At 69.8% G+C, this 22,738-nt stretch carries 17 protein-coding genes and 1 pseudogene; 5 read left to right on the top strand and 13 right to left on the bottom strand.

The genetic code is table 11. From position 1 onward, the window contains the following. Positions 1–21: 21 nt before the first annotated feature. From NR810_RS30225 to NR810_RS30215, 3 genes are all read left to right on the top strand, one after another. Positions 22–153, top strand: coding sequence for a hypothetical protein (locus NR810_RS30225; protein WP_257457811.1), 132 nt, complete (start codon positions 22–24; stop codon positions 151–153). Positions 154–250: 97 nt separating this feature from the next. Then, positions 251–628, top strand: a complete 378-nt coding sequence (locus NR810_RS30220) for an HflX-like GTP-binding protein (RefSeq protein ID WP_257457810.1) — start codon at positions 251–253, stop codon at positions 626–628. 103 nt (positions 629–731) lie between these two features. Beyond that, positions 732–2,633 (top strand): hypothetical protein, encoded by a 1,902-nt coding sequence (locus NR810_RS30215; protein WP_257457808.1) that lies wholly within the window; start codon positions 732–734, stop codon positions 2,631–2,633. Positions 2,634–2,775: 142 nt separating this feature from the next. Here NR810_RS30215 and rsmG read toward each other — a convergent pair whose 3' ends face one another. From rsmG to NR810_RS30185, 6 genes are all read right to left on the bottom strand, one after another. Beyond that, entirely contained in the window at positions 2,776–3,435 is a 660-nt protein-coding gene (rsmG, locus tag NR810_RS30210) for a 16S rRNA (guanine(527)-N(7))-methyltransferase RsmG (RefSeq protein ID WP_257457806.1), read from the bottom strand. A 98-nt stretch (positions 3,436–3,533) separates the two neighbouring features. Further along, on the bottom strand, positions 3,534–5,384 hold the full coding sequence (gene mnmG, locus NR810_RS30205) for a tRNA uridine-5-carboxymethylaminomethyl(34) synthesis enzyme MnmG (protein ID WP_257457805.1): 1,851 nt from the start codon (positions 5,382–5,384) through the stop codon (positions 3,534–3,536). 216 nt (positions 5,385–5,600) lie between these two features. After that, positions 5,601–7,766, bottom strand: a complete 2,166-nt coding sequence (locus NR810_RS30200; RefSeq protein ID WP_257457803.1) for an outer membrane protein assembly factor BamB family protein — start codon at positions 7,764–7,766, stop codon at positions 5,601–5,603. Next, on the bottom strand, positions 7,763–8,599 hold the full coding sequence (locus NR810_RS30195; protein ID WP_257457802.1) for a tetratricopeptide repeat protein: 837 nt from the start codon (positions 8,597–8,599) through the stop codon (positions 7,763–7,765). Before NR810_RS30195 ends, NR810_RS30200 begins: the two co-directional genes overlap by 4 nt. A 51-nt stretch (positions 8,600–8,650) precedes the next feature. Next, entirely contained in the window at positions 8,651–9,991 is a 1,341-nt protein-coding gene (locus NR810_RS30190; RefSeq protein ID WP_257457801.1) for a hypothetical protein, read from the bottom strand. Further along, positions 9,988–12,102 (bottom strand): hypothetical protein, encoded by a 2,115-nt coding sequence (locus tag NR810_RS30185; protein WP_257457799.1) that lies wholly within the window; start codon positions 12,100–12,102, stop codon positions 9,988–9,990. Before NR810_RS30185 ends, NR810_RS30190 begins: the two co-directional genes overlap by 4 nt. 644 nt (positions 12,103–12,746) lie before the next feature. Between NR810_RS30185 and NR810_RS30180 the strand changes: the two genes are divergently transcribed. Further along, the gene (locus tag NR810_RS30180) at positions 12,747–15,257 is read left to right on the top strand and encodes a PAS domain-containing protein (RefSeq protein WP_257457797.1); all 2,511 of its coding nucleotides are present in this window, start codon (positions 12,747–12,749) and stop codon (positions 15,255–15,257) included. Between the two features lie 81 nt (positions 15,258–15,338). Here the strand turns inward: NR810_RS30180 and NR810_RS30175 are convergent, their stop codons facing one another. Together NR810_RS30175 and NR810_RS53050 are read right to left on the bottom strand one after the other, a co-directional pair. Further along, positions 15,339–15,653 (bottom strand): DUF2019 domain-containing protein, encoded by a 315-nt coding sequence (locus tag NR810_RS30175; protein WP_257457918.1) that lies wholly within the window; start codon positions 15,651–15,653, stop codon positions 15,339–15,341. Beyond that, a pseudogene (locus NR810_RS53050) lies at positions 15,631–15,950 on the bottom strand (AHH domain-containing protein); the annotation flags it as partial. The gene NR810_RS30175 and the pseudogene NR810_RS53050, both read right to left, overlap by 23 nt. Before the next feature lie 60 nt (positions 15,951–16,010). Between NR810_RS53050 and NR810_RS30165 the strand changes: the two are divergent. Further along, positions 16,011–16,652 carry a hypothetical protein gene (locus NR810_RS30165; protein ID WP_257457791.1) on the top strand — a complete coding sequence of 214 codons (642 nt, stop codon included), beginning with the start codon at positions 16,011–16,013 and terminating at the stop codon, positions 16,650–16,652. Positions 16,653–16,665: 13 nt separating this feature from the next. Here NR810_RS30165 and NR810_RS30160 read toward each other — a convergent pair whose 3' ends face one another. The 5 genes from NR810_RS30160 to NR810_RS30140 all read right to left on the bottom strand — a co-directional run bounded on the left by NR810_RS30160 (position 16,666) and on the right by NR810_RS30140 (position 22,637). Beyond that, entirely contained in the window at positions 16,666–17,673 is a 1,008-nt protein-coding gene (locus NR810_RS30160) for a DUF6310 domain-containing protein (protein WP_257457789.1), read from the bottom strand. A 175-nt stretch (positions 17,674–17,848) separates the two neighbouring features. Further along, positions 17,849–18,739 carry a hypothetical protein gene (locus tag NR810_RS30155; RefSeq protein WP_257457788.1) on the bottom strand — a complete coding sequence of 297 codons (891 nt, stop codon included), beginning with the start codon at positions 18,737–18,739 and terminating at the stop codon, positions 17,849–17,851. A 134-nt stretch (positions 18,740–18,873) separates the two neighbouring features. Further along, complete coding sequence (locus NR810_RS30150) at positions 18,874–19,806, bottom strand: hypothetical protein (protein WP_257457787.1); 933 nt, start codon at positions 19,804–19,806, stop codon at positions 18,874–18,876. Positions 19,807–19,992: 186 nt separating this feature from the next. Further along, the gene (locus NR810_RS30145) at positions 19,993–21,804 is read right to left on the bottom strand and encodes a serine/threonine protein kinase (RefSeq protein ID WP_257457786.1); all 1,812 of its coding nucleotides are present in this window, start codon (positions 21,802–21,804) and stop codon (positions 19,993–19,995) included. Continuing rightward, complete coding sequence (locus NR810_RS30140) at positions 21,801–22,637, bottom strand: DUF2381 family protein (RefSeq protein WP_257457785.1); 837 nt, start codon at positions 22,635–22,637, stop codon at positions 21,801–21,803. The genes NR810_RS30145 and NR810_RS30140 overlap by 4 nt, the downstream gene beginning before the upstream one ends. Positions 22,638–22,738 lie beyond the last annotated feature (101 nt).

The raw sequence follows: 22,738 nt of genomic DNA, 5'->3' as shown, positions 1-22,738 counted from the left end.
GCTGAAGTGGCTTCGAGCATCGTGCGGTCCACCGATTCCGCGCATGTCGTCAACTTCATCGCCGTGTCGCTGGTGATGTTCCTGATGGCCGTGGTCTGGGTCCTGCTCAAGGGCCGGAGAGCCCCTCCCAGGACCCGCCGCCGTCGCCGGTAGCGGGGCCGGTTGTTCCACGTGGAACGGTACCCGCCCGTGTTCCACGTGGAACAGGCTCCGGGGTTCCGGACCCGGCGCCCCCTGCTACCCTGTCCCCATGGAACGACTCGCGGGACGACGGGTCATCGTGGCGGGACTCTTCTCGGCGAAGGTGCCGGACCCGGAGGCGCTCCTCGAGGTCCTCGCCGGACACGTTCGCACCCGCTCCAGCACGGTGGTCGGACAGGTCCTCCAGCGGCGCGGCGTCTCCCGCTCCCACCGGCCCGGCGGCGTCCTCCTCCTGGACCAGCCCCTGTCCCGGAAGACGGTGCTCGGACCGGGCAAGGCCCGCGAGCTCGCAGCCCTCGCCCGGTCCGCCTCCGCCGACCTCATCGTGTTCTGGAATCCCCTCACCCCGCACCAGCGCGCGAGCCTCGAACAGCTCACCGGTGTGGCTGTCCGCGATGCCCACTCGCTCGGGCTCGGACTCGGGTGACGCGGGGCCCTCCCCTCCCCGGTGTTCCACGTGGAACACGCCGTGCCGCCGCCACCCCCTCGTGGCGTCAGCCCAGACGCCCGCATCCGTCCGTTCCACCCCCATGCCCCCCCATCCCCCCAACTCCTCCCAGGACCAGGCACGCCGAGCCCTCGATGCGCTCTGGTCCGAAGCCCTCTCCCAGGTGCTGGAGGCCGCACTCATCGAGGCCCAGGAGCAGGAGAACGCGGAGGCGTTCATCGCGAGCCTCTGGCCCGCGTGCTCCCCCGAGGACATCCTCGCCCTGGCCGAGGGACGCCCCGAAGCGTTGATCCGCAAGCGAGGACTCCCCGACACGCTCCAGCAGGTCCTCGTCCGGCATCTCGTCGCCAAGGTCCAGGAGCCCCTGTCGCGGGCACTCCCGGACAATGACGGCGTCCGCGGCGGCCGGTTGCGGAAACTGGTCGACGGCAGGGTCGCGCGGCGCTGGGACGAGGTCCGCCGCGCCGCGGAGGCGCTCCTCGAGGGCCACCCCTCCGAGTGCCTGGCCTCGCCCGGTGGCATCCGCGTGCGTGCGCTCCAACTGCTCGCCGATCACTGCCGGCGGGAATGCCTGGACGCGGGCACGACCGGCAACCTGGAGGTGCTCCGCCATCTGAAGCAGCTCACCGCGCTGCTGACCTACGCGGGGACGCGTGCGAACCTCGCCGACCTTCTGCGGAACATGGAGGACGGCCGCACCCGGCACTACCCCTACGTCCTGCGCTACCTCTCCCCCGGAGAGCTCCCTGTCATCCGCCGTTTCCCCAGGCCCTCGGGAGACCCGACCCTGGCCGGGTTCACCCCCCGGCTGCTGAGCCTCTTCCCGCGCGCCGCACGCCTCCAGAGCGCCCTCGACCGCTATCTGCGCAAGGAGGGCATCCTCTCCCACTACCTCGACGAGCAGCGCCCCATCGCCTCGGAGCTCCAGCAGCGCTTCGACGCCCTGCCCGAGTTCGTGCCCTCAACCTCGGGGACCCTCCTTCTGCCCAAGCAAGCGGCGCTCGAGCTGTCGCGCAAGCACCGCACCTCGCTCCCCGACGGCATCATCTGCGCGGTGGGCGTGGGCATCCTGCTGGAGTGGCTCCTCCGGCAGGCGCTCCACGCCACCCAGCCCGACTCCAACGTCCGAAAACCGCGGGGGCCGCAGCTGCTCGAACGCCTCTCGGCCACGGCGGGACTCGTCTCGCCGACGACCCGGCAACGGCTGGAGATCGTCTTCAGCCAGAGTGGGCTGAGCCTCCGGGATGCCCTCAGCCACGCGGCCTTCTTCGCCAACGACGAGGCCCTGCTCCATGAAACCCTCGCGGGTCTCACCCAGACGCTCGCGAGTCTCCTGGAGGATCTGGAGCGCTCGGGGCACATGGACCTCATGCTCACCACGCCCCGGTGGGATGGCTCCTGGACCCTCGCGCCGGAACACGCGGCCACCTTCCGTGAGCAGTTCCAGCGCCAGAACAACCTGCTCAGCATCCTGCAGGTGGAATACCTCCGCGCGAACCTCTTCCGGCTCTTCACCGACTTCATCCCCGACAAGCGCCTGCTCGCACAGGCCAGCTTCCTCTTCTTCGTCACCTCGGGGCGACGGGCCGGCGCTCCCCACTCGGATGACGAGCGGTTCGTGTCTCTCCTCGGCACCTTCATCGCCTTCGAGGAGTTCCTCCGCGCCCTGCTGGAGGAGCAGGGGCTCGACACACTCCTCATCAGTGCCGACGGCGATGCGGTGAAGACGGAGCTCGCGATCCTCGCGCCGCAACCCGGGCAGCTGTTCGCACCGGATCGCAGGGAGGCGCTGTTCGGCACGGGCAGCAGGTCCGATGAGCTGGCGCTACACCAAAGCATCGACGCCGTGCGAGCGCTGCGCGACCTGCTCTTCCATGGCGCGTGGGAGGCCTGGAGCTTCCCCGATGACCACGCCATCCACCTCGCCCTGAAGTTGATGATGCAGGCCGCTTTGCCCTGGCAGCCCGGCGCCCCGACTTCGTAGCCAGCGAAGCTCCGCCCACACGGGCCCGGTAGACCCTCACCCCAGCCCTCTCCCAGAGGGAGAGGGGGCCTCGCACGGGTTCAACCCGCGGGGCCCGGTACCCTCACCCCCGTCCCTCTCCCGAAGGGAGAGGGGGTGTTGCTCACCGCTTCGCGAACGCCGCGACCTGCCTCTCCGCTCCCGAGAATGGAAGGCGGTACGCTCGCGCCGACACCAGCTTCAGCCCTCGCTTCTCCGCCTGCGCTCGCAGCTCGTCCTCGCCCTGCGCCTTGCCCAGCATCGCCACCACGTGCCCGCCCTCCGCCAGGTACGCCGGCGCCAGGTCCAGCCAGTCCGGTAGGTCCATGAACGCTCGCGCGATCACCCGCTCCGCTCGCGGCAGCCCCTCCGCCTCCGGCTTGCCCTCCGCTCGCGTGTGCACCGCCTTCGTCCCCGTCAGCCCCAACCCCGCCACCGCGATCACCGCCTTCAGGTACCCCACCTTCTTCCCCACCGCGTCCACCATCGTCACCGACAGCGACGGTCTCGCCATCTTCAACGGCAGCCCCGGGAATCCCGCCCCCGCTCCCACGTCCAGCACACTCCCCGCTCCCTCCACCTCCGGCAGCACCGCCAGCGAGTCCAGGAAGTGCTTCTCCAGCACCTCCTCCTCCGCCGTGATGGCCGTCAGGTTCACCTTCGCGTTCCACTTCAGCAGCTCTCCCATCAGCCGCTGCAGCCTCGGCGTCACGTCCTCCCCCAGCTCCACTCCCAACGCCTTGCATCCCTGCTGAATCTGATCGGCGAAGCGCGCGTTATCCACAGCCAGCCCTCCCTCCCCGGGGTCTCAAACCCCCGGAATGATTCGCACCCTTCGGTGCTCCAAAGTTTCCCACACGTTGTCCACACCCCCCTGTGCGATCAGGAATCGCACTCGCGAGGGCCTCCGCCGCCTCCCAACCCGCCCCGCTTCAGCGCCACCAGCAACAGCGAGAACGCCGCCGGTGTCAGCCCCGGTATCCGCCTCGCCTGCCCCACCGTCGCCGGCCGGTGCTTCTCCAGCTTCTCCACCGCCTCCGCCGACAGCCCTCGCACCGTCCCGTACGTGAAGTCCCCCGGTATCCGCCACCCATCCCACGCCTCCGCCTCCCTCGCCGCCGCCCGCTCCGCCATCACGATGTAGCCCTCGTACTTCACCTCCACCTCCACCTCCTCCACCACGTCCTCCGGCAGCTCCGGCCACCCCTCCGCCTTCTCCGCCGCCAGCGCCGCGTATGTCACCTCGGGCCGCTTCAGTCTCGCCGCCAGCCCCGTCCTCTTCAGCCGCGCCACCTCCTCCGCCACCGCCCGGCCCCGCGCCTCCACCCGCTCCAGCACCTCGCGCGACACCAGCCCCACCTTCGCCCCGTGCTTCGCCAGGCGCAGGTCCGCGTTCCCCTCGCGCAGCTTCAGCCGGTGCTCCGAGCGGCTCGTGAACATCCGGAAGGGCTCGTCCACCCCCTTCGTCACCAGCTCGTCCACCAGCACCGCCCCGTGCGCCTCGTCCCTCCCGAGCACCAGCGGTGGCTCGCCCCGCACCTTCAGCCCCGCGTTGATGCCCGCGTACAACCCCTGGAACGCCGCCTCCTCGTACCCGCTCGTCCCGTTGAGCTGACCCGCGAAGTAGAGTCCCTCCACCCGCTTCGTCTCCAGCGTCTCCTTGAGCTGCGTCGGCGGCGCGTAGTCGTACTCCACCGCGTACCCGTACCGCGCCACCTCCACCTTCGCGAGCCCGGGCAGCGTGCGCAGGAAGGAAAGCTGCACCTCCGCCGGCATGCTCGTGGACAGGCCCGCCGGGTACACCAGCGGGGACTCGGGGCCCTCGGGCTCCAGGAAGACCAGGTGCCGCTCGCGCGCGGAGAAGCGCACCACCTTGTCCTCCAGCGAGGGGCAGTAGCGCGGGCCCCGGCCGACAATCTCTCCCTGGAACAGCGGCGAGCGGTGGAGGTTGTCGCGCAGGATCCGGTGCGTCTCCGCCGTGGTGTACGTGAGCGCGCACGTGACGGAGGGCTGGCACGGGAAGTCCCCTCCTGCGAGCCCCCACTTCGTGCGCAGCGACAGCGGGCGGGGTGGGAAGTCTCCCGGCTGGGGCTCGAGCGCCGCCCAGTCGATGCTGTCGCGCAACAGCCGCGCGGGCGTGCCCGTCTTGAAGCGGCCGAGCGTGAAGCCCAGCGAGCGCAGCGACTGGGACATGCCCTGGGCGGCCTCGTCCCCGAGCCGTCCGCCGACCTCCTTCTTCTCGCCCACATGCATGAGGGCCTGGAGGAAGGTGCCGGTGGTGAGCAGCACGGCGCTCGCGGCCACCTGCGTGCCATCTCCGAGCACCACGCCGGCCACGCGTCCGCCCTCGGCGACCACCGCCGACACCTCGGCCTCGTGCACGGTGAGGTTCGGCTGGGCCCACAGCACGGACTGCATGATGCGTGCGTAGGCATCGCGATCGCACAGCACGCGGGTGGCCTGAACGGCGGGGCCCTTCGAGGCATTCAGGGTCTTGAAGTGCGTACCCGCGAGGTCGGCGGCGCGGCCCATCTCACCGCCGAGCGCATCGAGCTCGCGGACGAGGTGGCCCTTGGCGGTGCCGCCGACGGCGGGGTTGCAGCTCATGATGGCGGCGCGGTCGCGCTTGAGGGTGAGGCCGAGGGTGGACAGGCCCATGCGAGCGCAGGCCAGGGCGGCCTCGCAGCCGGCGTGGCCGAGGCCCACCACGATGACGTCGTACCGGAGCTTCATGTCGGGCAGGAGAGACGGCGGGCAGGCGACGTGCGAGCCCGGCTCAGGTCTCTTCTCACGTGGGAACACGGGGAAGGCAAGTCGGGAAGCTCCCTCTCCCTCTGGGAGAGGGCTGGGGTGAGGGTGTTCCCTCGAGTACCCCGCGAGCATGGAAACGAAGAAGGGGAGGACGGAAGCGCCGCCCTCCCCTCTCGACTTCACACGGAACCGCCGAGCCTACGGGCAGCCGCCGATGGGGGTGGCCGGGTTGCCGGTGTTGCGGACATCGTGCTGGTACTTGGGCCAGGGCGCGTTCGCATCCAACCCGCGGCTGTCGACGACGAAGGCATACAGACTGCCGCCCACGGGCACGTACAGGACGCCATGGTTGCCCTCCACCAGCGCGCCCGAGGCATCCCTCGGACAGTCGAGCGTGGGCGAGGCCTCGGCGGAGCCCAGGGCGCTCGAGGCGGGGGAGGACCAGAGCGAGGAGAGGGAGTCCGCGGCCCAGGCCTCGACCCGGCCGGCGGTCGTCACGGTGTAGACCGCCCCATTGGCCCCGAGGACCGGCGTCGAGCGAATGGCGGAGTCCCTCGCGACGGTCTGGGTGGTGGAGCGCGTGCTCAAATCGAACCGATTGAAGCTCTGCCCGCCGCCGCTGGCCCGCTCGGCGCCGAAGAAAGCCATGTTGGAGCTGCCCACCGCCAGGCGGAAGACGAGCGAGGACCAGGGAGTGGAAGGATAGAGCGGCGTCAGGGCCGCCGCCCCCGCCTGCGGGTGTTTGAACAGCCCGCCCGAGGGGTTGCTGGGATCTGCCGCCGCGCCCACGAGCTCGGAGCCAACCAACACCACGTCCGTCGGGAGGATCGGAGCACCCACCGGCCAGTTGGCACGCGGATAGGGTGAGCCGAAGGCGTAGCTGGTGAGCACGTGACCGTTGGAGACGAACCCGGAGTAGAAGAGGTTGTCCCCGTTCATCACGACAGGCGTTCCCGGAATCAACCCGGGAGAATGGGAGGCACCGGACCCGTCGATGACGACCGGGCAATACGGATTGCCCATTCCGATGCCAGCGATGAAGGAAAACCCTTCACTGGAACGATAGACACTGACCGCCGTCTCGCTGTGTTGGGTCGAGGAGATCCTCCCCAGGGCCAGCCCGCCCTGGTAGGCACCCGCCACCGGGGAATGGCAGCTCATCAGCGCCTCACCCTGCTTTGAATCGAGGGCGAACAGCGACCCGTCCGCGGCGGTGTTCGCGCTCACGTAGACCCGCTCGGAGCCTCCATCGGACGCGCCCACGGCGGGACCGCCGACCACCGCACCGACCCTGGACTCCCACTTCACGGTGCCCGCCGGAGTGAGCGCGAGCACCTTGCCGTCCGAGCTCGCATTCGTGCCCACGTAGACGGTGCCCCCCGCCCCGATGGCGGGAGTCGACTTGATGGTGCCCGACGCGCCATTGAACGCCCACTTCCAGCGGGTGACGGGGAAGGAAGAGGAGCCGGTGGCCTCGTGGCCCGCCTTGTCACGGCCTCGCACCTCGGCCGTCATCTGGCCGCGGAAGGCGGCGAACGGCGGCTCCCAGAGCTTCACCCGGGCCACACCGCAGAAGCCTGCGTCACAGGGCTCGCCCGGCGCGAACGGAGTCACGGCCACCGCGGGCGCGGCGCCCCCATCGGTTCCATGCAGACGCACCGACACGCTGGGGACATCGAGGTTCGGCTCGTTCGTCCGGACCTCCACCGGCACCACCTGATCGCGCCGCCACGCGTTGGGGAGCGACGGGTCCGTGTACGTCGTGCTTGCACTCGCCACCCCCGCGTCCGCGGGCGGCACCCTCACCGCGAAGGAGGGCGGCGTGGCGTCCACCGTCGCGCGCCGCGTGGTGCTCGGACCTCCGGCCACCGGATGTGCCACCGTCACCCGGTACACGCCCTCTCCAGGCGGCGTCCACTCCGTGCGGTAGAGCTCCCCGTCCCCCCTCGAGGCAACGGAGAACGAGCCGCCCGGGCCCCCGTCCTCGCGCACCGCGCTGAAGCTCAGGGTCTCCGGCAGGTTCGCCGCGAAGCCCTGCCGCACCAGGAAAGCGGCGTACACCAGAACGGGGCCAGCGGGCACCACGCTCTTATCATTATCGCCCACCAACATCCCCAGCGCCTCATAGCGAGGCACACACGTCTTCCCGGCGGTGCAGGCCTCGTAGGGAGCGCAGGCGGGACTGCATTGGGTGGCGTCCACCTCCGTCCCCACGCAGAAGCCCTCCACGCACGAGAGTCCCTCGGGACACTGGAAGGACTGGCCGCAGGTGCGCGTGCGCTCCTCCAGGAACTCCTGCTCGTTGGGGAGGGTGCAGCCCACGAGCAGCAACAGCGGGCACAGGGCCCAGGACAGGCGCTTCATGGATTCGACGCTCCGGAGGAGGAAGCGGGCGAGGACGCGTCACCCGGCAGGAGGAACCACGTCACCACGGCGCTGGCGACGGCCAGTCCCGCGGTGCCGAAGAGGATGTTGGCGGTGCGGGCGCTGCCGTGGGCGTCGTTGAACTTCGCGAGCGCGTCCTCGCGCAGGGGAACCACGCGCGCATCGGCGAGCTGGCCGTTGGCGCTCACGCCGAAGTAGGCGCCCAGCCCGCCGGCGACCACGCCCGCGCCGAGCAGCGCGAGCGGCACCACGGGCACGCGGCGCGGCTCGGTTTCCACCGCGGTGGGAGTCAGGGCGAGGGAGGTCTCGGAGGGGGTGAGCTGACGCGGAGGAGGCTGCACGGGGCGGTCCGAGGAGACCACCGGAGGCGGCGCCTTCGAGGAGCCGGAGGGAGTGGCCCCCGGCTTCGCGGGAGGAGCCTGAAGCCGGACGAGCTCCTCGCGAGCGCGGACGCGCTGGGCCTCGAACTCCTTCTCCACCTTGGGCGAGACGCGCAGGGGGAGGGTGGCGTCGGGCTGGAGGAGGAGGGCGGTGAGGAAGGACTCGCGCGCCTCGCCCCAGCGGCCGAGGTCGGCGAGGATGATGCCCTCGTAGAGGCCGAGGGTGACGTCCTGCTCGACGCCGCGGGAGATGCGGCGGGCGCGTTGAATCTGGTCGAGCGCGCGCTCGTAGGAGAGGTTCTCGTAGAGGCGCCGGGCGGCGGCGACGTAGCGCTCGAAGTCATCGGCGGCGAGGGCCGTGCCCGAGGGGCCACCCACGAGGAGCAGCCCGAGGAGAAGCGCGCGGGGCGTTCGGAGGCGAGGGAAGGACATGGCCCCGGATACTACGGGGCGGCCCGAGGGAGGAGAGAAGACAGAGGAATTTCAGCCCCGGTAGTGCTCGGCCACGCGGTAGAGCTGGGTGAGCGAGTAGTCGAGCAGCGCCTGTCGCGAGCGCATGTAATGGCGAGCCCTGGCGAAGGGGAACCAGACGCGCTTGCCCACGAGCACCTGTGCCTCCTCGAGCTTCTGGCGCGCAATCCACCTGCCGCCCAGGTGGCGCACCAGCACCTCGCCCAGGTACGCGCCAATGGCGGGCACCGCCTGCTCGTCGATGACCTCCCGCGGGCGACTCTTCGGGAACTCCTCGCGCCAGAAGTAGAAGTCGGCATCCGTGAGCGAACCGGGCGTCGCCGCGGAGACGGAGGGGACCTCCGCGTGCAGCAGCGCCACGAGGTGCTCGGCATGGAGGCTGTACTGCTGGAGCGCGCGCCCCTCATCCTCTACATCCGAAGGAAGGGCGGAGCCGGCGGGGCGCCACTCCTCGGGCTCGGGGGGCTGCCAGGCGTTGAGCTCGGCGATCCTCCGCTGGCGCTCGTGACTGGCGGCGCGGTCCACCACACGCGAGAGAAGCGGGGCCAGGTCCGGGTGGAAGCGGGGCTCCACGGGAGTGAGCAGGGCACTGCGCTCGAGCAGGTTGCGCAGCACGGTGTCGAAGTCGAGCTCCGGCCGCAGGTGGACGTGGGCGCGGGCCTGCGCGAGCCGTGCCTCCTCGCTGGCGAACTCCGCCACCGTGGGCCACGTCACGAGAAGGACGGAGCCGTTGGGTAGCTCCTCCACGCGGTGGGCTGGGGTGGACAGCATGCGCTCGCGGCCGACCGTTTCCACCAGCTTGGGGCCGAAGACGTTGAGCCAGAAGACCTCGTAGATTCTGTCGAACCCGTCTCTGCGTCGAGTCTTGTTGTCGCGACCGAAGCCAGGAGAGCCCGCCAGCTCCGTGTCATCAGCGCTGTGAGCCTTGGCATGAGTGACCGGGAAGCGCGAGGCCCAGGCGCGCACCATTTCCACGAAGTGGTGACAACGCTCCACTTCCGCGAAGAAAGAGAGAGGCTGCACGTTGACCGTTATGTCCAGTTTGGGAGGCAACGGCGGGAACCAGAGACCGAGCGACATGTCCAGCGCGGGCCATTGCGTGCGATAGAGCCCGAGCCCCGTACTGTTCTCGTCGCGCCGCTCCTCCAGGGACTTCCAAAAGGAAGGGCGAGAGTATTTCCGTTGCCGCTTGCCATTGACGACGTCCGGCATCCACCCGTCGGAGTGCTCCTCGAGCGCCTGGAGAAAGGGCGCCATCTGTCTTTCCAGTGCCGCCTTCTGGTCGAAAGCACCGTCAAAAGTGAGTCGGAGACAATCCTCCGGCTTCAGGTCGTGCACGCTCAGCCGCTTCATTGAAATACCACCTCGACTCCCGGAACCGCGCTCTCGGTTGCATCCACGGCGCGCTGCAACACGTCCATCTTCTTGGGTATGAGCTCGCCGCCTTCGTAAATGAGGCGAGCCCTCGACACCTTCACCTCACTGCCCCCTGGGAGAAGGGACTGGATGGAGCCTCGGCGGATGTCCAGCGTCTCGCCGTAGTTTCGCAGAGCTTCACTCGCGTCCGCCTTCATCTGCGCCTTCAACGCCTCTTCCTCTAGTAACACGAGGTTTCGGCTCTTGAAGCTGAACGTCTCCACGCGCCGTGGCTGCCCGCCGAGCCCACCCTCTTCGATGACGAGCACATCCGCGTAGCGCAAGCCGGGGCCGGGCTTCCTCACGCCCACCTGCGTTTCAACGCGTGGCTTGTCGAAGTCCCCGAGGAAGTCGCGCTGCGACCGAGGCTTCCTCGCGTCCTCTCGCAGCAGCTTCACCATGTCGCGCTCGAAGGCCAACCCCCGGGCGAACCACCCGCGCATCCGCTCATAGGGCTCCCACTTCAGGGGGCCCTCGGGGGCTTCGCCCTTCTTCACCTCATCGAGGCGCCTCTCGTAATAGTCCACGTACTCGCGCCAGCGCGGGTTGCCCCGGGCCTCGGGCGGCGGGGCGTCGAGAGCCGGGCGGTGCTGCTCCAGCACCCTCACGTCCTTGGGCAGGCGCGGGCCCACCGCCTCGAGCTCCGCCGCCGCCAGCTTCGCCTCCACCACCGCCGGCGTGTGGCCCACCCCCTCATCCACCAGCGAGGCCAGGGTGCCCTGGCGCCCCACGGTACCGGCCCCCACGCCACTCTTCACGGGTGGGGAGCCCGTGGCCCCGGGCTTGGCCCTGGACATGAGCGGCCGCGCCCTGGCCACCTCTCCCCGGGCCTCGTACAGCGCCAGCGCCGCGTCCGCCCCGCCCACGGAGACGAAACGGCCCGCCTCCCGGCTCGCCTGGAGGTGGCGCACCAGGTCGCGCAGGCCCTCCAGGCCCATCACCCCTTGGAGCTGCCGCGCCGTCTCCCTCAGGGCCCGCGGCCGCGCTTCCACCGCGGCGCCTCTCCCCTTGGCGAGGTAGCCCAGGCCCTTGCCACCCGCGTGCACGGCCACCAGCAGCGCCGCTGGCGCCAGCTCGCGCGTGGCCTCCTCGTACTTGCCCCGCTTCAATGACAGCAGGCCCTGGCCGGTGCTCCCGAGCAGTCCGTAGACACCCAGCGGCACGCCAAAGGTGAGGTGGTCAAACGCACTCAGCGCCAGCGTGTCCGCCGAGGCGTTGCGCACCCACTCCTTCTCCGCCTTGGCCAGGGCCTCCTGGTACTCCGGCGGCAGTTGTCCTCGTATGGGAAGGAATGCGAAGTCCCCTCCGTCCACGCTCAGGGGAGAGCTGGAGAGCGCGTCCCTTCCTGCCCGCACCAGGCCCCGGCCCACGTCTCCCAGCTCGGAGTCCCGGTCCACACGCGCCGTGGGTTTCAGCCCCCGCTTCTCCAACGCCACCTGGAAGGCGGGCAGCAGCGCGAGGGTTTCCGCCAGCCGCTTGTCCTGGGCCAGCAGGAAGAGAATCTCCCTCAAGTCATTGTCGTAGGCCGAGTCGGTGATGAAGACGGCGAGCACCTGCGCGTTGAGACGCCCATAGGCCTCGGGGGCTCTGACGAGCAGCGCGGTGCGCTTCTTGTTGAGCAGGAGGGCAACGTCCTCTCGCGGTGGGCCCAGGGCACCGAGTCTCACCGCGCGCCAGTCGTCCAACGCCTCCAGCAGCCGGGGCATGTCCACCCGCTCCTGCAGGGCGAGGACTTCCCCGGGCGAGGCACAGGTGAGGAAGGGGGCCAGCAGCGCCTCCCGGCTGGAGGAGAAGTCGGGCCAGCCCGGGGGCACGGCCCGCCCTCCGCACGAGGGCGGCTCCTGGGGGGCAGGCCCCACGCGGGCCACCTCGTACGCGGGCGCCTCGAGCGCGAGCGCGGTTGCCCCCGTGTCTCGCAACGTGGAGAAGGCGAGGACGCCCTCCCCGGGGCCGCCGCCCTGTCGCGGCGCCAGCGTGACGCAGCCGGTGCAGAGCAGCACGGCTCCCAGCAGCGCCGCCCACCTGTGCGCCAGGGCCTCAGCGCGCATGGTCCACCCCAGAAGCAGCAGCACGGCCCATCGGTGAGTCCTCATTCTCCGTGCCCCTGGGAGTGCGCGGCCGTGGCGCCCAAGCGGGAGCACCCCGTGACGACGAGGATGTTGGGAGTCACGCGGCCTCTACGAGAGCACGGGGCGAAGTAGCTCCTTCGAGCACGGAACATGAGCACAGCGTACCGGCTGTACACCCCGACTCGTCGTACATGGACGGTGCGTTCGGCAAGCGGCTCCGAATGCTGCTCCGGTCCCGTCCTCGTCCAGCGTCTGACCGCCGCTCGCCCGCTCGCGACCTGTGGGCCCGCCCGGCCTGAATCACCAGCGGGTCGGCCACCCGCTCACGCGGCGCACCCGCGCGGCCATTCCCACCATCGGCCGCCACATCGCAACTCCCAAGCATGCCGGGAACGAACGCGGCAGGTACCTGGCCTCAGGAGCATGGCCGGAAGTGGCGAGACAGCCCCACTGTTACTCCCTGTCCGGCGCTCGCGAGGACGCGCTGACACAGTCCCTCGCTGGGATTTGGGTACACTGCTGAATGAGCCGCCAGTCCTCCATTAGTCGGGGACGCACGGCGTCTCGCGAGCCATTCCGCTCGGGGCCATTCCCCTCCCCTCGACTCCTCCGCGGAGCTCGCCATGCCCCTACCCTCCTCTCCTGACTTCCAGCTCCTCTTCGAGAAGAGCCCGGGCGCCTACCTCGTCGCCCTCCCAGACGCGGACTTCACCCTCGTGGCGGTGAGCGACGCCTACCTGCGTGCCACCTTGACGACCCGCGAGGGCATCCTCGGCCGCCCCTTCTTCGAGGTGTTTCCCGACAACCCGAAGGACCCGAATGCCACCGGGGTGCGCAACCTGCGCGCCTCGCTCGAGCGGGCCGTGGCCACGCGCGCCCCGGACACCATGGCCGTGCAGAAGTACGACATCCGCCGTCCCGAGGCCGGGGGAGGCGGCTTCGAGGAGCGCTACTGGAGCCCCATCAACACCCCCGTCCTCTCCCCCGAGGGCGAGGTGCTCTACCTCCTGCACCGGGTGGAGGACGTGACGGACTTCGTGCGCCTGTCCCACCGCCGCGAGGAAGAGCGGGAGCGCACCGCGGCCCTCCACAGCCGCAACCTGGAAATGGAGGTGGAAATCCTCCACCGGGGCCAGGAGCTCCAGGCCACCAACCAGGAGCTGCGCGAGGCGGTGCGCGAGCGCGACGAGTCCCTGGCCCTGGCCTCCCAGGCCCGCGCGCAAGCCGAGCGCCAGCGGCAGTGGCTCCAGTCGCTCTTCATGCAGGCACCCACCGCCATCGCCATCTTCCGGGGGCCCCGCTACGTCATCGAACTGGCCAACCCCCTGGTATGCCGCCTGTGGGGCCGCCGGCCCGAGCAGGTGCTGGGCAAGCCCCTGTTCGAGGCCCTGCCCGAGGCCGCGGGCCAGGGCTTCGAGGAGCATCTGGACGAGGTGCTCGCCACGGGAGTGCCCTTCGTCGGCAAGGAGCTGCCCGCGCGGCTGGCGCGCCTGGAAGGCGGGGCGCTCGAGGAGGTGTACTTCAACTTCGTCTACGAGCCCATGCGCGACGCCCAGGGCCAGGTGGAGGCCGTCATCGTCGTCGCCTCGGACGTGACGGAGCTGGTCCAGGCGCGCCGACGGATGGAGGCGCTCGCCGCCGAGAAGGTACGCGCCGCCGAGGAGCGGCTCCGCCTGGCCACGGAGGCCATGGGGCTTGGGACGTGGGAGATGAACCCCGCCACGGGAGCGCTGGAGTGGAACGAGCGCGCGCGCACCCTCTTCGAGGTGCCCGAGGACGTCCCCGTCGACTACCCCACCTGGCTCTCGCGCGTGCATCCCGAGGACCGCGCCCAGGTGGAGCAGCTCGTGCGGGAGGCCCTCGCGCCGGGCGGCACGGGGTGCTTCGCCCTGGAGTACCGCACCCTTCCCCTGGAGAACCGGGAGGAGCGGTGGGTGAGCACGCAAGGCCGGGTCCACCGTGATGCCTCGGGGCATCCCGTCCGCTTCCTGGGCACGGCCCTGGACATCACCGGGCACAAGCGGGCCGCGCAGGAGCTGGCGCGCAACGCGGCCATTCTCGAGGCCATCCTCCAGAGCATCCCGGACGCCCTGTACGTGGGTGATGCCAACGGCATTCGGCTGGCCAACACCCCGGCACTGGAGATGCTGGGCTTCCACTCCCTGGAGGATCTCAATCAACACGTGGCCACCCTGGGGGAGCGGCTTCAAAACCGCGCCGCCGAGGATGGCCACCGGCTCACTCCGGAAGAAGAGCCCTTCATGCGGGCCTTCCGCGGGCAGCCGACCACCCAGGAAGTCCTCTCCCGCCATCTCCTCACGGGCCGGGAGGTGGTGGTGCGCTGCGCCGCCGCCCCCGTCCGCATCGGGGACGACATCGTGGGAGCCGTTGCCGTCAACACCGATATCACCGAGCGCAAGCGCGCCGAGGCGGAGCTGAGGCAGGCGGCGGAGTTCCGCGAGCGCTTCATCGGCATTGTCTCGCATGACCTGCGCAACCCGCTCAACGCCATCATGCTGTCCGTCAACGCACTGATGGGCTCGGATTGCGTGACCGAGCGGCACTTCAAGACCGTGCGCCGCATCGCCACGAGCGCCGAGCGGATGGGGCGGATGATCGCCGACCTGCTCGACTTCACGCGCGGGCGGTTGGGCGGCGGCATTCCCATCAGCCCCCGCCCGGCCAATCTGCGCGCCATCTGCCGGCAGGTGCAGGAGGAGCTCGAGGTGGGCAACCCCCAGCGGGAGCTCCGATTGGACACGAGGGGAGACAGCTTCCAGGGGGAGTGGGACCCGGACCGGCTCGCCCAGCTGCTCGGCAACCTGGGCAAGAACGCGCTGGACTACAGCCCCGACGGCATGCCCGTGGACTACGTGCTACGCGACGAAGGGGGGAGCGTGTGCGTGGAGGTTCACAATGGGGGTCCGCCCATTCCGGCGGACCTGCTCCCGCGCATCTTCGAGCCCTTCCGGCGGGCCACGGACGACGGACATCCGACGTCCGGCCTGGGCCTGGGCCTCTTCATCGTCCAGCAGATCGCCCGCGCTCACGGAGGCCGCGTCGAGGTGCGCTCCACGCAGGAGGAGGGGACCACCTTCGGGGTGTGGCTGCCGCGCTCCGTCACGAGCACGTGAGGTCCTCACCCCCGGTGCACGCACACCAGCGCCAACGCACGCAGGGTCCACCACGGCCTGCCCCGCGAGGCCATCCCATGGCTACCCAGGGTCAAGGGCCCAGGTGCCTTCCTCCCATCGCTTCAGTGCCTGACCGGCTTCGAAGGGCACGAGTCCTTGGCCCTTGGCGGCCTCCTCCAGGACCGCTTTGGCCTCGGCCGTCCGGTAGCGGAGCAGATGCGCGGCGGCCATGACGCGCACGTCCATGCGCTCATGCTTGAGCAGCACGAGGAGGGCCTCACGTCCGGCATCACCGTGGGCCAGGAGCTTATCAACCGCGGCACCGTACTTCCTGGCGTGCTTGTTCCCGGTCTTGGCGTCACCCCGCCAGATCGATGTGATGCCACTCCTTCCCAGTGCCCGCCGAGCCCATGGCCCTCTTGAAGCCGCTGTACGAGCCCCACGCCCTGAATCCGTTGGGGGGCGCCTTGGCAACGGCGCCGCTCATGGCCTGGGCCGTCATGGCAACAGCTCCAGGAGCAAGAGCGATGGTGACGGTCTCGGCGCTCACGGCGACCGTCTCCACTTCCCCCACCGCCGCGAGACGGATACCTACCTGCGTTTCCGCTTCGGTACCTTCGCGGCCAGCCCCGGCGCCGTGTTGCCCATGGCCACCATGGCAAACGCTCGCGCCGCGTTGCGGCCCATGAGCTTGTCCAAATTCCCGCGCTTCCCGGTGATCATCGACACGCGAGGCAGGGATATGCTTTCGCCATGGGCGTGACCTTCTTCTGGCTCTCTGTCTGCATCCCCCCCGAGCATTCCTCCGAAGTTGCCTCGAGCTTCGCCGCAGCAGTAGCCGCCTCGCCCGTGAGCCCGTCCGCGCGCCAGTTGCTAGACCGCTGGCGCGAGACCCCGAGCTCCCTTTCTCCCGAGGCTATTCCCGATCCTGCAAGTCCTGGCTTCTGGACGTTCCCCGAAGGGACCGAAGAGTTCGAGGAGCTCTTCCGCCCGGAGGCGCTGAGTGCATTCGGGCAGGGATTCATCAGAACAGGCACGGAGGCGAACGGCTGGGGCCTCCAGCTCGACGAGGACAATGGCAACCTGATGATTACCGACCGCGTCCCAGCCCCCGCCGCCTTGTACTTCGGCTTGGGGCCAGAGAAGGCGACCCGCCTACCCGGCCACTTCGGCGCCCTCTTCGTAGCCCCGAGCGATGTTGGCGGGCTTCTGCCAACCCTGGAGGCCGTGCTCGAACGCCCCTCCCCGGAGATGCTCGCGCGGGCCCGGAGGTGGCTGAGAGGCGGGAACAACACCCGCGTCCGGCCCGAGGAGGTGTTCTCCTTCATCCCCCTCGCCCTCCGGAAAGCCGAGGCGCGGAAGGAAGGAGTGCTGGTGCTCACGGCCAGGGGCTGACCTGAAGCCGCTGTCAGCGTTTGCACCCCGTCACTACGACCTTGATCTGCAAGCCCGCCTCTTCCAGCGCTGGTAACAGCGCGGCCTTGTGCTCCTCGGTGCTAACCCCGACCGCGAAGTCATACCCACAGGCCCGCGCGATGCTGCTCTCTTCCGCGAATTCCACCAGCTCGTCCGCTATCTGCTTCTTTTTGACGAACCGGTTGTACCTGCCGAACTCGTCCGTCTTGATCTCCCACAGTACGCGCACCCCGACCTGCAGCGCGTCGAAGGCCTTGCCGCCTACAACCGCGTCCTTTCCCGGCCAGCGGTTGGGCGGATACCAGTCGGCGCAATCGTCGTGGGCCTTGTCGCCGCCGCGGTGCTTCTCCGGAAAGGCCTCGCAGCTGCGGTCGCGCTCCTTGTCGGTGGGCTCGGGAGGCAGCGGAGGCGGCCAGTCCTCCCCCGCCGGCTCCGGCTTGGGCCGCCGCTTCGTCTTCGGTTGCTGAGGAACGGGCTTGGTCTCTGCCACCGGCCGCGCTTCCGGCACGGGCCGTGTCTCGGGGACGGGCCGCGTCGGCGTCGGCCGCACCTGGGGACGGCCCCGCTTCTCGTACGCCTCCAGCGCCTCTGAAATGGCGAAGCCCACCACCACCACGCCCACGACGACCACGGCCCCCACAACCAGCTCCGGCGCCGCGAGGACACAGACCCCGATGCCTATGGCCCCGGCGCCCGCGGAGGCGACTGAGCACCGCCCCGTGGGGTCCCTGAACTGCACCCGCTCCTGGTCGAGCGCGTAGAAGCACCGCTCCACCAGGTCGCTCCAGGGCTGGCCCGCCTCCTCAACGACGCACCGGCCCCCATCCGTCCAGGGCAGCTTCGCCGCGCGCCGGAGGTTGGCGACCACCTGGTCCTCACGCAGTTCCTCGGCAGCCACCTGGGCACCACCCCCGCGCCGCCAGCTGCGCGCCGTGCCGGTGAGCGTTCCGCCCATGGGGTAGCTCGTCGCGCAGGCCAGCTGCAGCCCGAGTACCGCCACGACAACCGCTCGCAGGGCCCCCCACATTCGGCCTCGCGGGCCCCGCCTCCGGGCCTCGAGCTGTGTACCGCCGCCCTCCCCCGCCCCAGGACTTCTGGACTCCTTCGCCATGGCGCTGGCCTTTCCCCCAGGTGGAACAGCCCTGAAGGTGCTCCGAACTTCGCCTTGGAGTGCTTCAGGGGACCGAGTTGGCGGCGACGGGCCCGGTGGGCGTATCCGCCTGCATGACGATCCACGACACCACGGAGCTCAAGAAAGCAGTGCCCGCGATGCCGAACATGATGCCAGCCGTGGTCTCGTCCTCCGCCCTCGTGGACGAACGGTCCGCGCCCCCCGCGAAGTATCCACCTATGCTCCCAACCACCACGCCCGTACCGAACAGCACGATCGGCAGAACGGGCATGCCGCGCTGCGCGATCTCCGCCGTGGGAGTCAGGGCAGGAGAGGGCTCTGGAGGAGAGAGTCGAACCGGAAGAGCTTGCTCGGGACGGTCCGAGGCTGCCACCGACTTCTGTTCGGACGGCTTCGCATCGGCCTCCGGCTTCTGCTCGACACTCGCATCCGAGATGACCACCGGCTCCTGCTCGGGCGGCTTCGCCTCAGCCACCAACTCCTGCTCGGGCGGCTTCGCCTCGGTGGTGGCGGGGGCAGCCGAGCCCGGAGTCGCCCCCTGCTCACGCCTGGCGATCGCGGTGTTCACGTCCTGGCGGATGGATTCGAAGTGCCGCTCCACCTTGGGGGAGACGCTCAGGGGGAGCCTCGCGGTGGGCTCGAGCAACAGGGCCGTCTCGAAGGAGGTACGGGCTTCGTCCCAGCGCCCCATCTCCGCGAGGAAGATGCCCTCATGGAGACCGAGGGAGACGTCCTGCTCGACACCACGGGCGACGGTGCGAGCGCGCTGCACCTGGGCCAGGGCGCGCTCGTACTCGAGGTTCTCGTAGAGCTGCACGGCGGCCGCGAGGTAGCGCTGGAAGTCATCCGCGGCGAGCGCGGAGCGAAGCGGGCTGCCCACGAAGAGCAGGCAGAGAACGAGCCACGAGGAGGCTCGAAGGGGACTTGGAGACATGGCGCGGGATAGTAGGCGAGCGCGCGGACACGTCTCTAAATCCGCTCGGGCGCGGGACCTTCGCGACTCAAACGATCATTCCGAGGAGGGGAGAACGGAAGCACTCCACTCTCCCCAGGCCTACGGCGAGCACCTCAGGGGTCCGAGGACTCGTCAACGGGAGCGGACTCGGCCGACGTGCCAACCTGCGAGACGGCCCATGACACCGCGGCGCCCACAAGCGCCAAGCCTGAGGTGACGAACAGGGTGTTGGCCGTGGACTGGTCACCCTGACTGCGGAGCCCGCCCGGATCAGGTCTCAAGGCGAAGTACGCGCCCAGGCTCCCGGTCACCACGCTTGTCCCGAGCAGCATCACTGACACCACACGTGCCGAGCTCGGTGACGCCTCCATGTGGGGATTCAGGGCGGGGGAGGGCTCGGGAGGCACGAGGCGTGCTGAAGGAGCCTGCTCGGGACGATCCGATTCAACAACCGGTTTCTGCTCCGGAGGCTTCGGGATCACCACCTGCTTCTGCTCGACACGCGCCTCCGAGACGACCACCGGCTTCTGCTCGGCGGGCTTTGCCTCAGCCACCGGCTTCTGCTCGGCGGGCTTTGCCTCAGCCACCGGCTTCTGCTCGGCGGGCTTTGCCTCGGTGCTGGTGGGGGCGGGAGTACCCGGAGTCGCCCCTTGCTTCCGCCTGGCGATCGCGGCGTTCACGCTCTGGCGGATGGATTCGAAGTGCCGCTCCACCTTGGGAGAGACACTCAGGGGGAGCTTCGCGGTGGGCTCGAGCAACAGGGCCGTCTCGAAGGAGGTACGGGCTTCGTCCCAGCGCCCCATCTCCGCGAGGAAGATGCCCTCATGGAGACCGAGGGAGACGTCCTGCTCGACACCACGGGCGACGGTGCGAGCGCGCTGCACCTGGGCCAGGGCGCGCTCGTACTCGAGGTTCTCGTAGAGCTGCACGGCGGCCGCGAGGTAGCGCTGGAAGTCATCCGCGGCGAGCGCGGAGCGAAGCGGGCTGCCCACGAGCAGCAGGCAGAGGACGAGCCACGAGGAGGCTCGAAGGGGACTTGGAGACATGGCGCGGGATACTAAGCCAGGCGGCGTAAGTCCTGTCAGGGGGGCCCCGGGCGCGAGCAGGAGCAACTCTGACAGTCAAACCCGTTCGTCCGGCGCGTAACCGGACGGCCGCCCTTCTCGGGTTCCGCTCGTGACCGAGCGAACATGACACGCTCTCTCCGGGCTCCGTTGAACTGACGGCGCGATTCACCGCCAGTCCGGAGGAGCCCAGCCGACGCGGGGCAACGGGTAACCCTCGGGGCCCTGCAGCACGGTCTCGAAGCGCGGGTCGTTGAGCACCACGCTGCCGGGGCTCGTGTCCACCTTCACGGGGTCCACCCTGGCGCCACGCATGGGCAGCTTCGCGTACGTCGGGATGCCGTACTGGTGCAGGCCATCCACCGCCACGCCGCAGATGGGCAGCGAGGTGCCATCCGGCAGATGGAGTTGGTCGAACTGCATGTAGAGGCGATGGGGCAGCGTCATCGCCTGGCCGGAAATCATCACGCGCATTTCCTGCCCCTTCACCTCGGCGAACATGGAAGCGGTAACGGGGCCTGGTTTGACGTTGATGGAGCCGCCCTCCTCGATGGAATCGTCCGAGGCCGGAGTGCCCGTCTTCAGGAAGGAGGGGTTTTCCCGTGGAGCGAAGCCCAGCTTGACGGGAGTGGCGCGGGACTCGAGGGAGCAGCTCGCGAGGTAGGTGATGGGATCGGGCCGCGAGGGCACGGTGACACACCCGGCGAGCTGCGCGACGGCCACTCCCAGCAACTGGGTGAGCAGCGCGCACAGACGAGAGGGTGGCTGAGCCGGGGAAGAGGAGCTGGTGGATTCGGGAAGGGGAGCGGGGGACACGGTCTGCGTTCCTTTCACGGAAGGCGCCGGAGGAGCCGGCGCGCGGAGGAGCGTCCACCCTATGCCGAGCAACCCCAGGACGAGCGCCAACGCCACGAGGCGCACGGGCCACCGGAGCACCCGCCAGACACGCGTGAGCAGATGAGCCGCCTCTGAAGGCGATGACTCTGGCCCCGGGTTCTCCTCCAGCATGTCCACGTCTGGAAATGGCGCCAGTCCACGCTCGCCATCAGAGGGACGCCGGGCCGGGGCCTGCCAGGGGGCGGTATGTCCCTCCTGTTCGCGCAGCCGCTCCAATTCCTCGCGCACGGCCCGGGCGCTCGGAGGGCGCTGCTCGGGCTCCTTCGACAGCAACCGCAGGGCCAGGGCGCACAGCGAAGCGGGTGCCTCGGGAGCGAGCCGCTGGGGTTCGGGGGGAGGCGAGGACGCGATGGCGACCAGCAACTGCTCCAGCGGCAGCCGGGGGTTGAAGGGGTGGCAGTTGGTGAGGGTCTCGTAGAGCAACACGCCAAAGGCATACAGATCGGCGGCGGGCAGGGCCTCCAAGCGAGAACCCTGACGTGCCGCCTCGGAGACCAGGAAGGCGATGGCCTCGGGTGGCTGACAGTGGAGCGTGCCTGGCGCGAGCCCCTCCGTCAGCGCGCGAGCCCACGGCAGGTGCACCGCGCCGAAGTCGATGAGGAACGGCTGGTCATCCTCGTGCCGCACCAGCAGGTTGTCCGCCTTGATGTCCCGGTGGCACACGCCGCGCGCGTGCAGGGACTCCAGCGTCTCCAGCACGCCACACAGCACGCCCACCGCCCGGTACAGCGAGGCCTGCTCGCGCCACCGCCACGCATGAAAGGTGCTCCCGGCGACGTAGGGTGTGACGAACCACGCATAGCCTGTCTCCGGCTCGGGCCACCGCCCCCACTCGATCACTGGCAGCAGGTGAGGGTGCTCCAGGCACTCCAGCGAGAGCACCTCGCGGCGCATCCAGGCATCCACCCGGTCCTCATCCACCTCCGATGCCGGCTGGGCGGCCATCTTCAGGGTGTAGTGCCGACCCGCGCGCTCCACGAGGAACACGAAGGCGAAGCCTCCCACGCCCAGCCGGCGGACGATGCGGAAGTCCCGCACGACGTCCCTCGCGCGGAGCTGGTTCGGGTGCAGCGGACGCCTCACGGGGACACCGGCCCCTCTCTCCCCGGGAGCGGCTGGAACTCACCCGGGACGTCCTCTCCATCCAGGGCCAGCTCCAGGCGCGAGGCCTCCTCTGGAAGCTGGCTGGTGAACACGTGGTGCTGGCGTCCCGCGCCCACCCGTCCAGAGACGAGACGGGCGGACCACTCCAGCCAGGAATCATCCGCGAGCACCGTCCGCAACCGCACCTGCACCAACCTCCAGGGAGGAGCACCTTCTCCACTGCCCCTCACGGACACGGTGGAGAAGAAGCGTCGGCCCATCCAGAGCACGGAGTCGACCTGCGCGCGCGAGCGCCCCGCGTGGAGTTCCACCACCTGCTGGGGTAGGGCAAGCGTGGCGCGAGCATCCGGCGCATCCAGGAGCTGGAGCGCCATGGCCTCGGAGGCGTCCTCTAAAGAGTCCGAGAGAGCGAGCACCACGCGCACCCGCGCATCCACCTCGCCACGCCGGGTGACGAGCGAGAAGCGAAGGGATTCGGAGCCAGGCACGGCATCCAAGGTGAGGAGCACCTGCTCGCCCTCGGAGAGGGGAGAGGTGGGAACGAGGACCCACGAGTCCGCGCTCACGGGGACGAGTTGGATGCGCGCCTCGCCCGCCGGGAGCCTCGGGGAGCCTCGCGCCAGCGGCGGTTCGAACTGGACGAGCGTGGGCAACCCCACGGCCACATGCAGGGACAGGGGAGGAGCCTCGCCGGGACGTGAGGAGACCACGAGCGTGCGCCTGCGGAGCACGGGTGCGCCGAGCCCCTCGCGTGCGGCGGCCGGGAGGGAGGACAGGAGACACAGGAGGAGGAGCCAGGACCCGAAGCGCACGCGAGGCCTCCACGAAAAGGGGGGCACGGTAGGAGAAGGCCGCGCACGAGGGCAAGCGAGAAACCACTTTTGCCGTCACCCTGGTGGAAATGACCTGATGG

The organism is Archangium lipolyticum (genome assembly GCF_024623785.1).
In the GTDB taxonomy this organism is placed as follows: Bacteria; Myxococcota; Myxococcia; order Myxococcales; family Myxococcaceae; genus Archangium; species Archangium lipolyticum.
Note: the sequence above shows the minus strand (reverse complement) of the source record. Positions and strands in the feature narration are given on the sequence as shown.

Bases quoted from the DNA above. Each gene is read 5' to 3' on its own strand.
- NR810_RS30220 (WP_257457810.1), top strand. From the start codon at position 251: ATGGAACGACTCGCGGGACGACGGGTCATCGTGGCGGGACTCTTCTCG.
- NR810_RS30215 (WP_257457808.1), top strand. From the start codon at position 732: ATGCCCCCCCATCCCCCCAACTCCTCCCAGGACCAGGCACGCCGAGCC.
- mnmG (WP_257457805.1), bottom strand. From the start codon at position 5,384: ATGAAGCTCCGGTACGACGTCATCGTGGTGGGCCTCGGCCACGCCGGC.
- NR810_RS30200 (WP_257457803.1), bottom strand. From the start codon at position 7,766: ATGAAGCGCCTGTCCTGGGCCCTGTGCCCGCTGTTGCTGCTCGTGGGC.
- NR810_RS30195 (WP_257457802.1), bottom strand. From the start codon at position 8,599: ATGTCCTTCCCTCGCCTCCGAACGCCCCGCGCGCTTCTCCTCGGGCTG.
- NR810_RS30190 (WP_257457801.1), bottom strand. From the start codon at position 9,991: ATGAAGCGGCTGAGCGTGCACGACCTGAAGCCGGAGGATTGTCTCCGA.
- NR810_RS30185 (WP_257457799.1), bottom strand. From the start codon at position 12,102: ATGCGCGCTGAGGCCCTGGCGCACAGGTGGGCGGCGCTGCTGGGAGCC.
- NR810_RS30180 (WP_257457797.1), top strand. From the start codon at position 12,747: ATGCCCCTACCCTCCTCTCCTGACTTCCAGCTCCTCTTCGAGAAGAGC.
- NR810_RS30165 (WP_257457791.1), top strand. From the start codon at position 16,011: ATGGGCGTGACCTTCTTCTGGCTCTCTGTCTGCATCCCCCCCGAGCAT.
- NR810_RS30155 (WP_257457788.1), bottom strand. From the start codon at position 18,739: ATGTCTCCAAGTCCCCTTCGAGCCTCCTCGTGGCTCGTTCTCTGCCTG.
- NR810_RS30150 (WP_257457787.1), bottom strand. From the start codon at position 19,806: ATGTCTCCAAGTCCCCTTCGAGCCTCCTCGTGGCTCGTCCTCTGCCTG.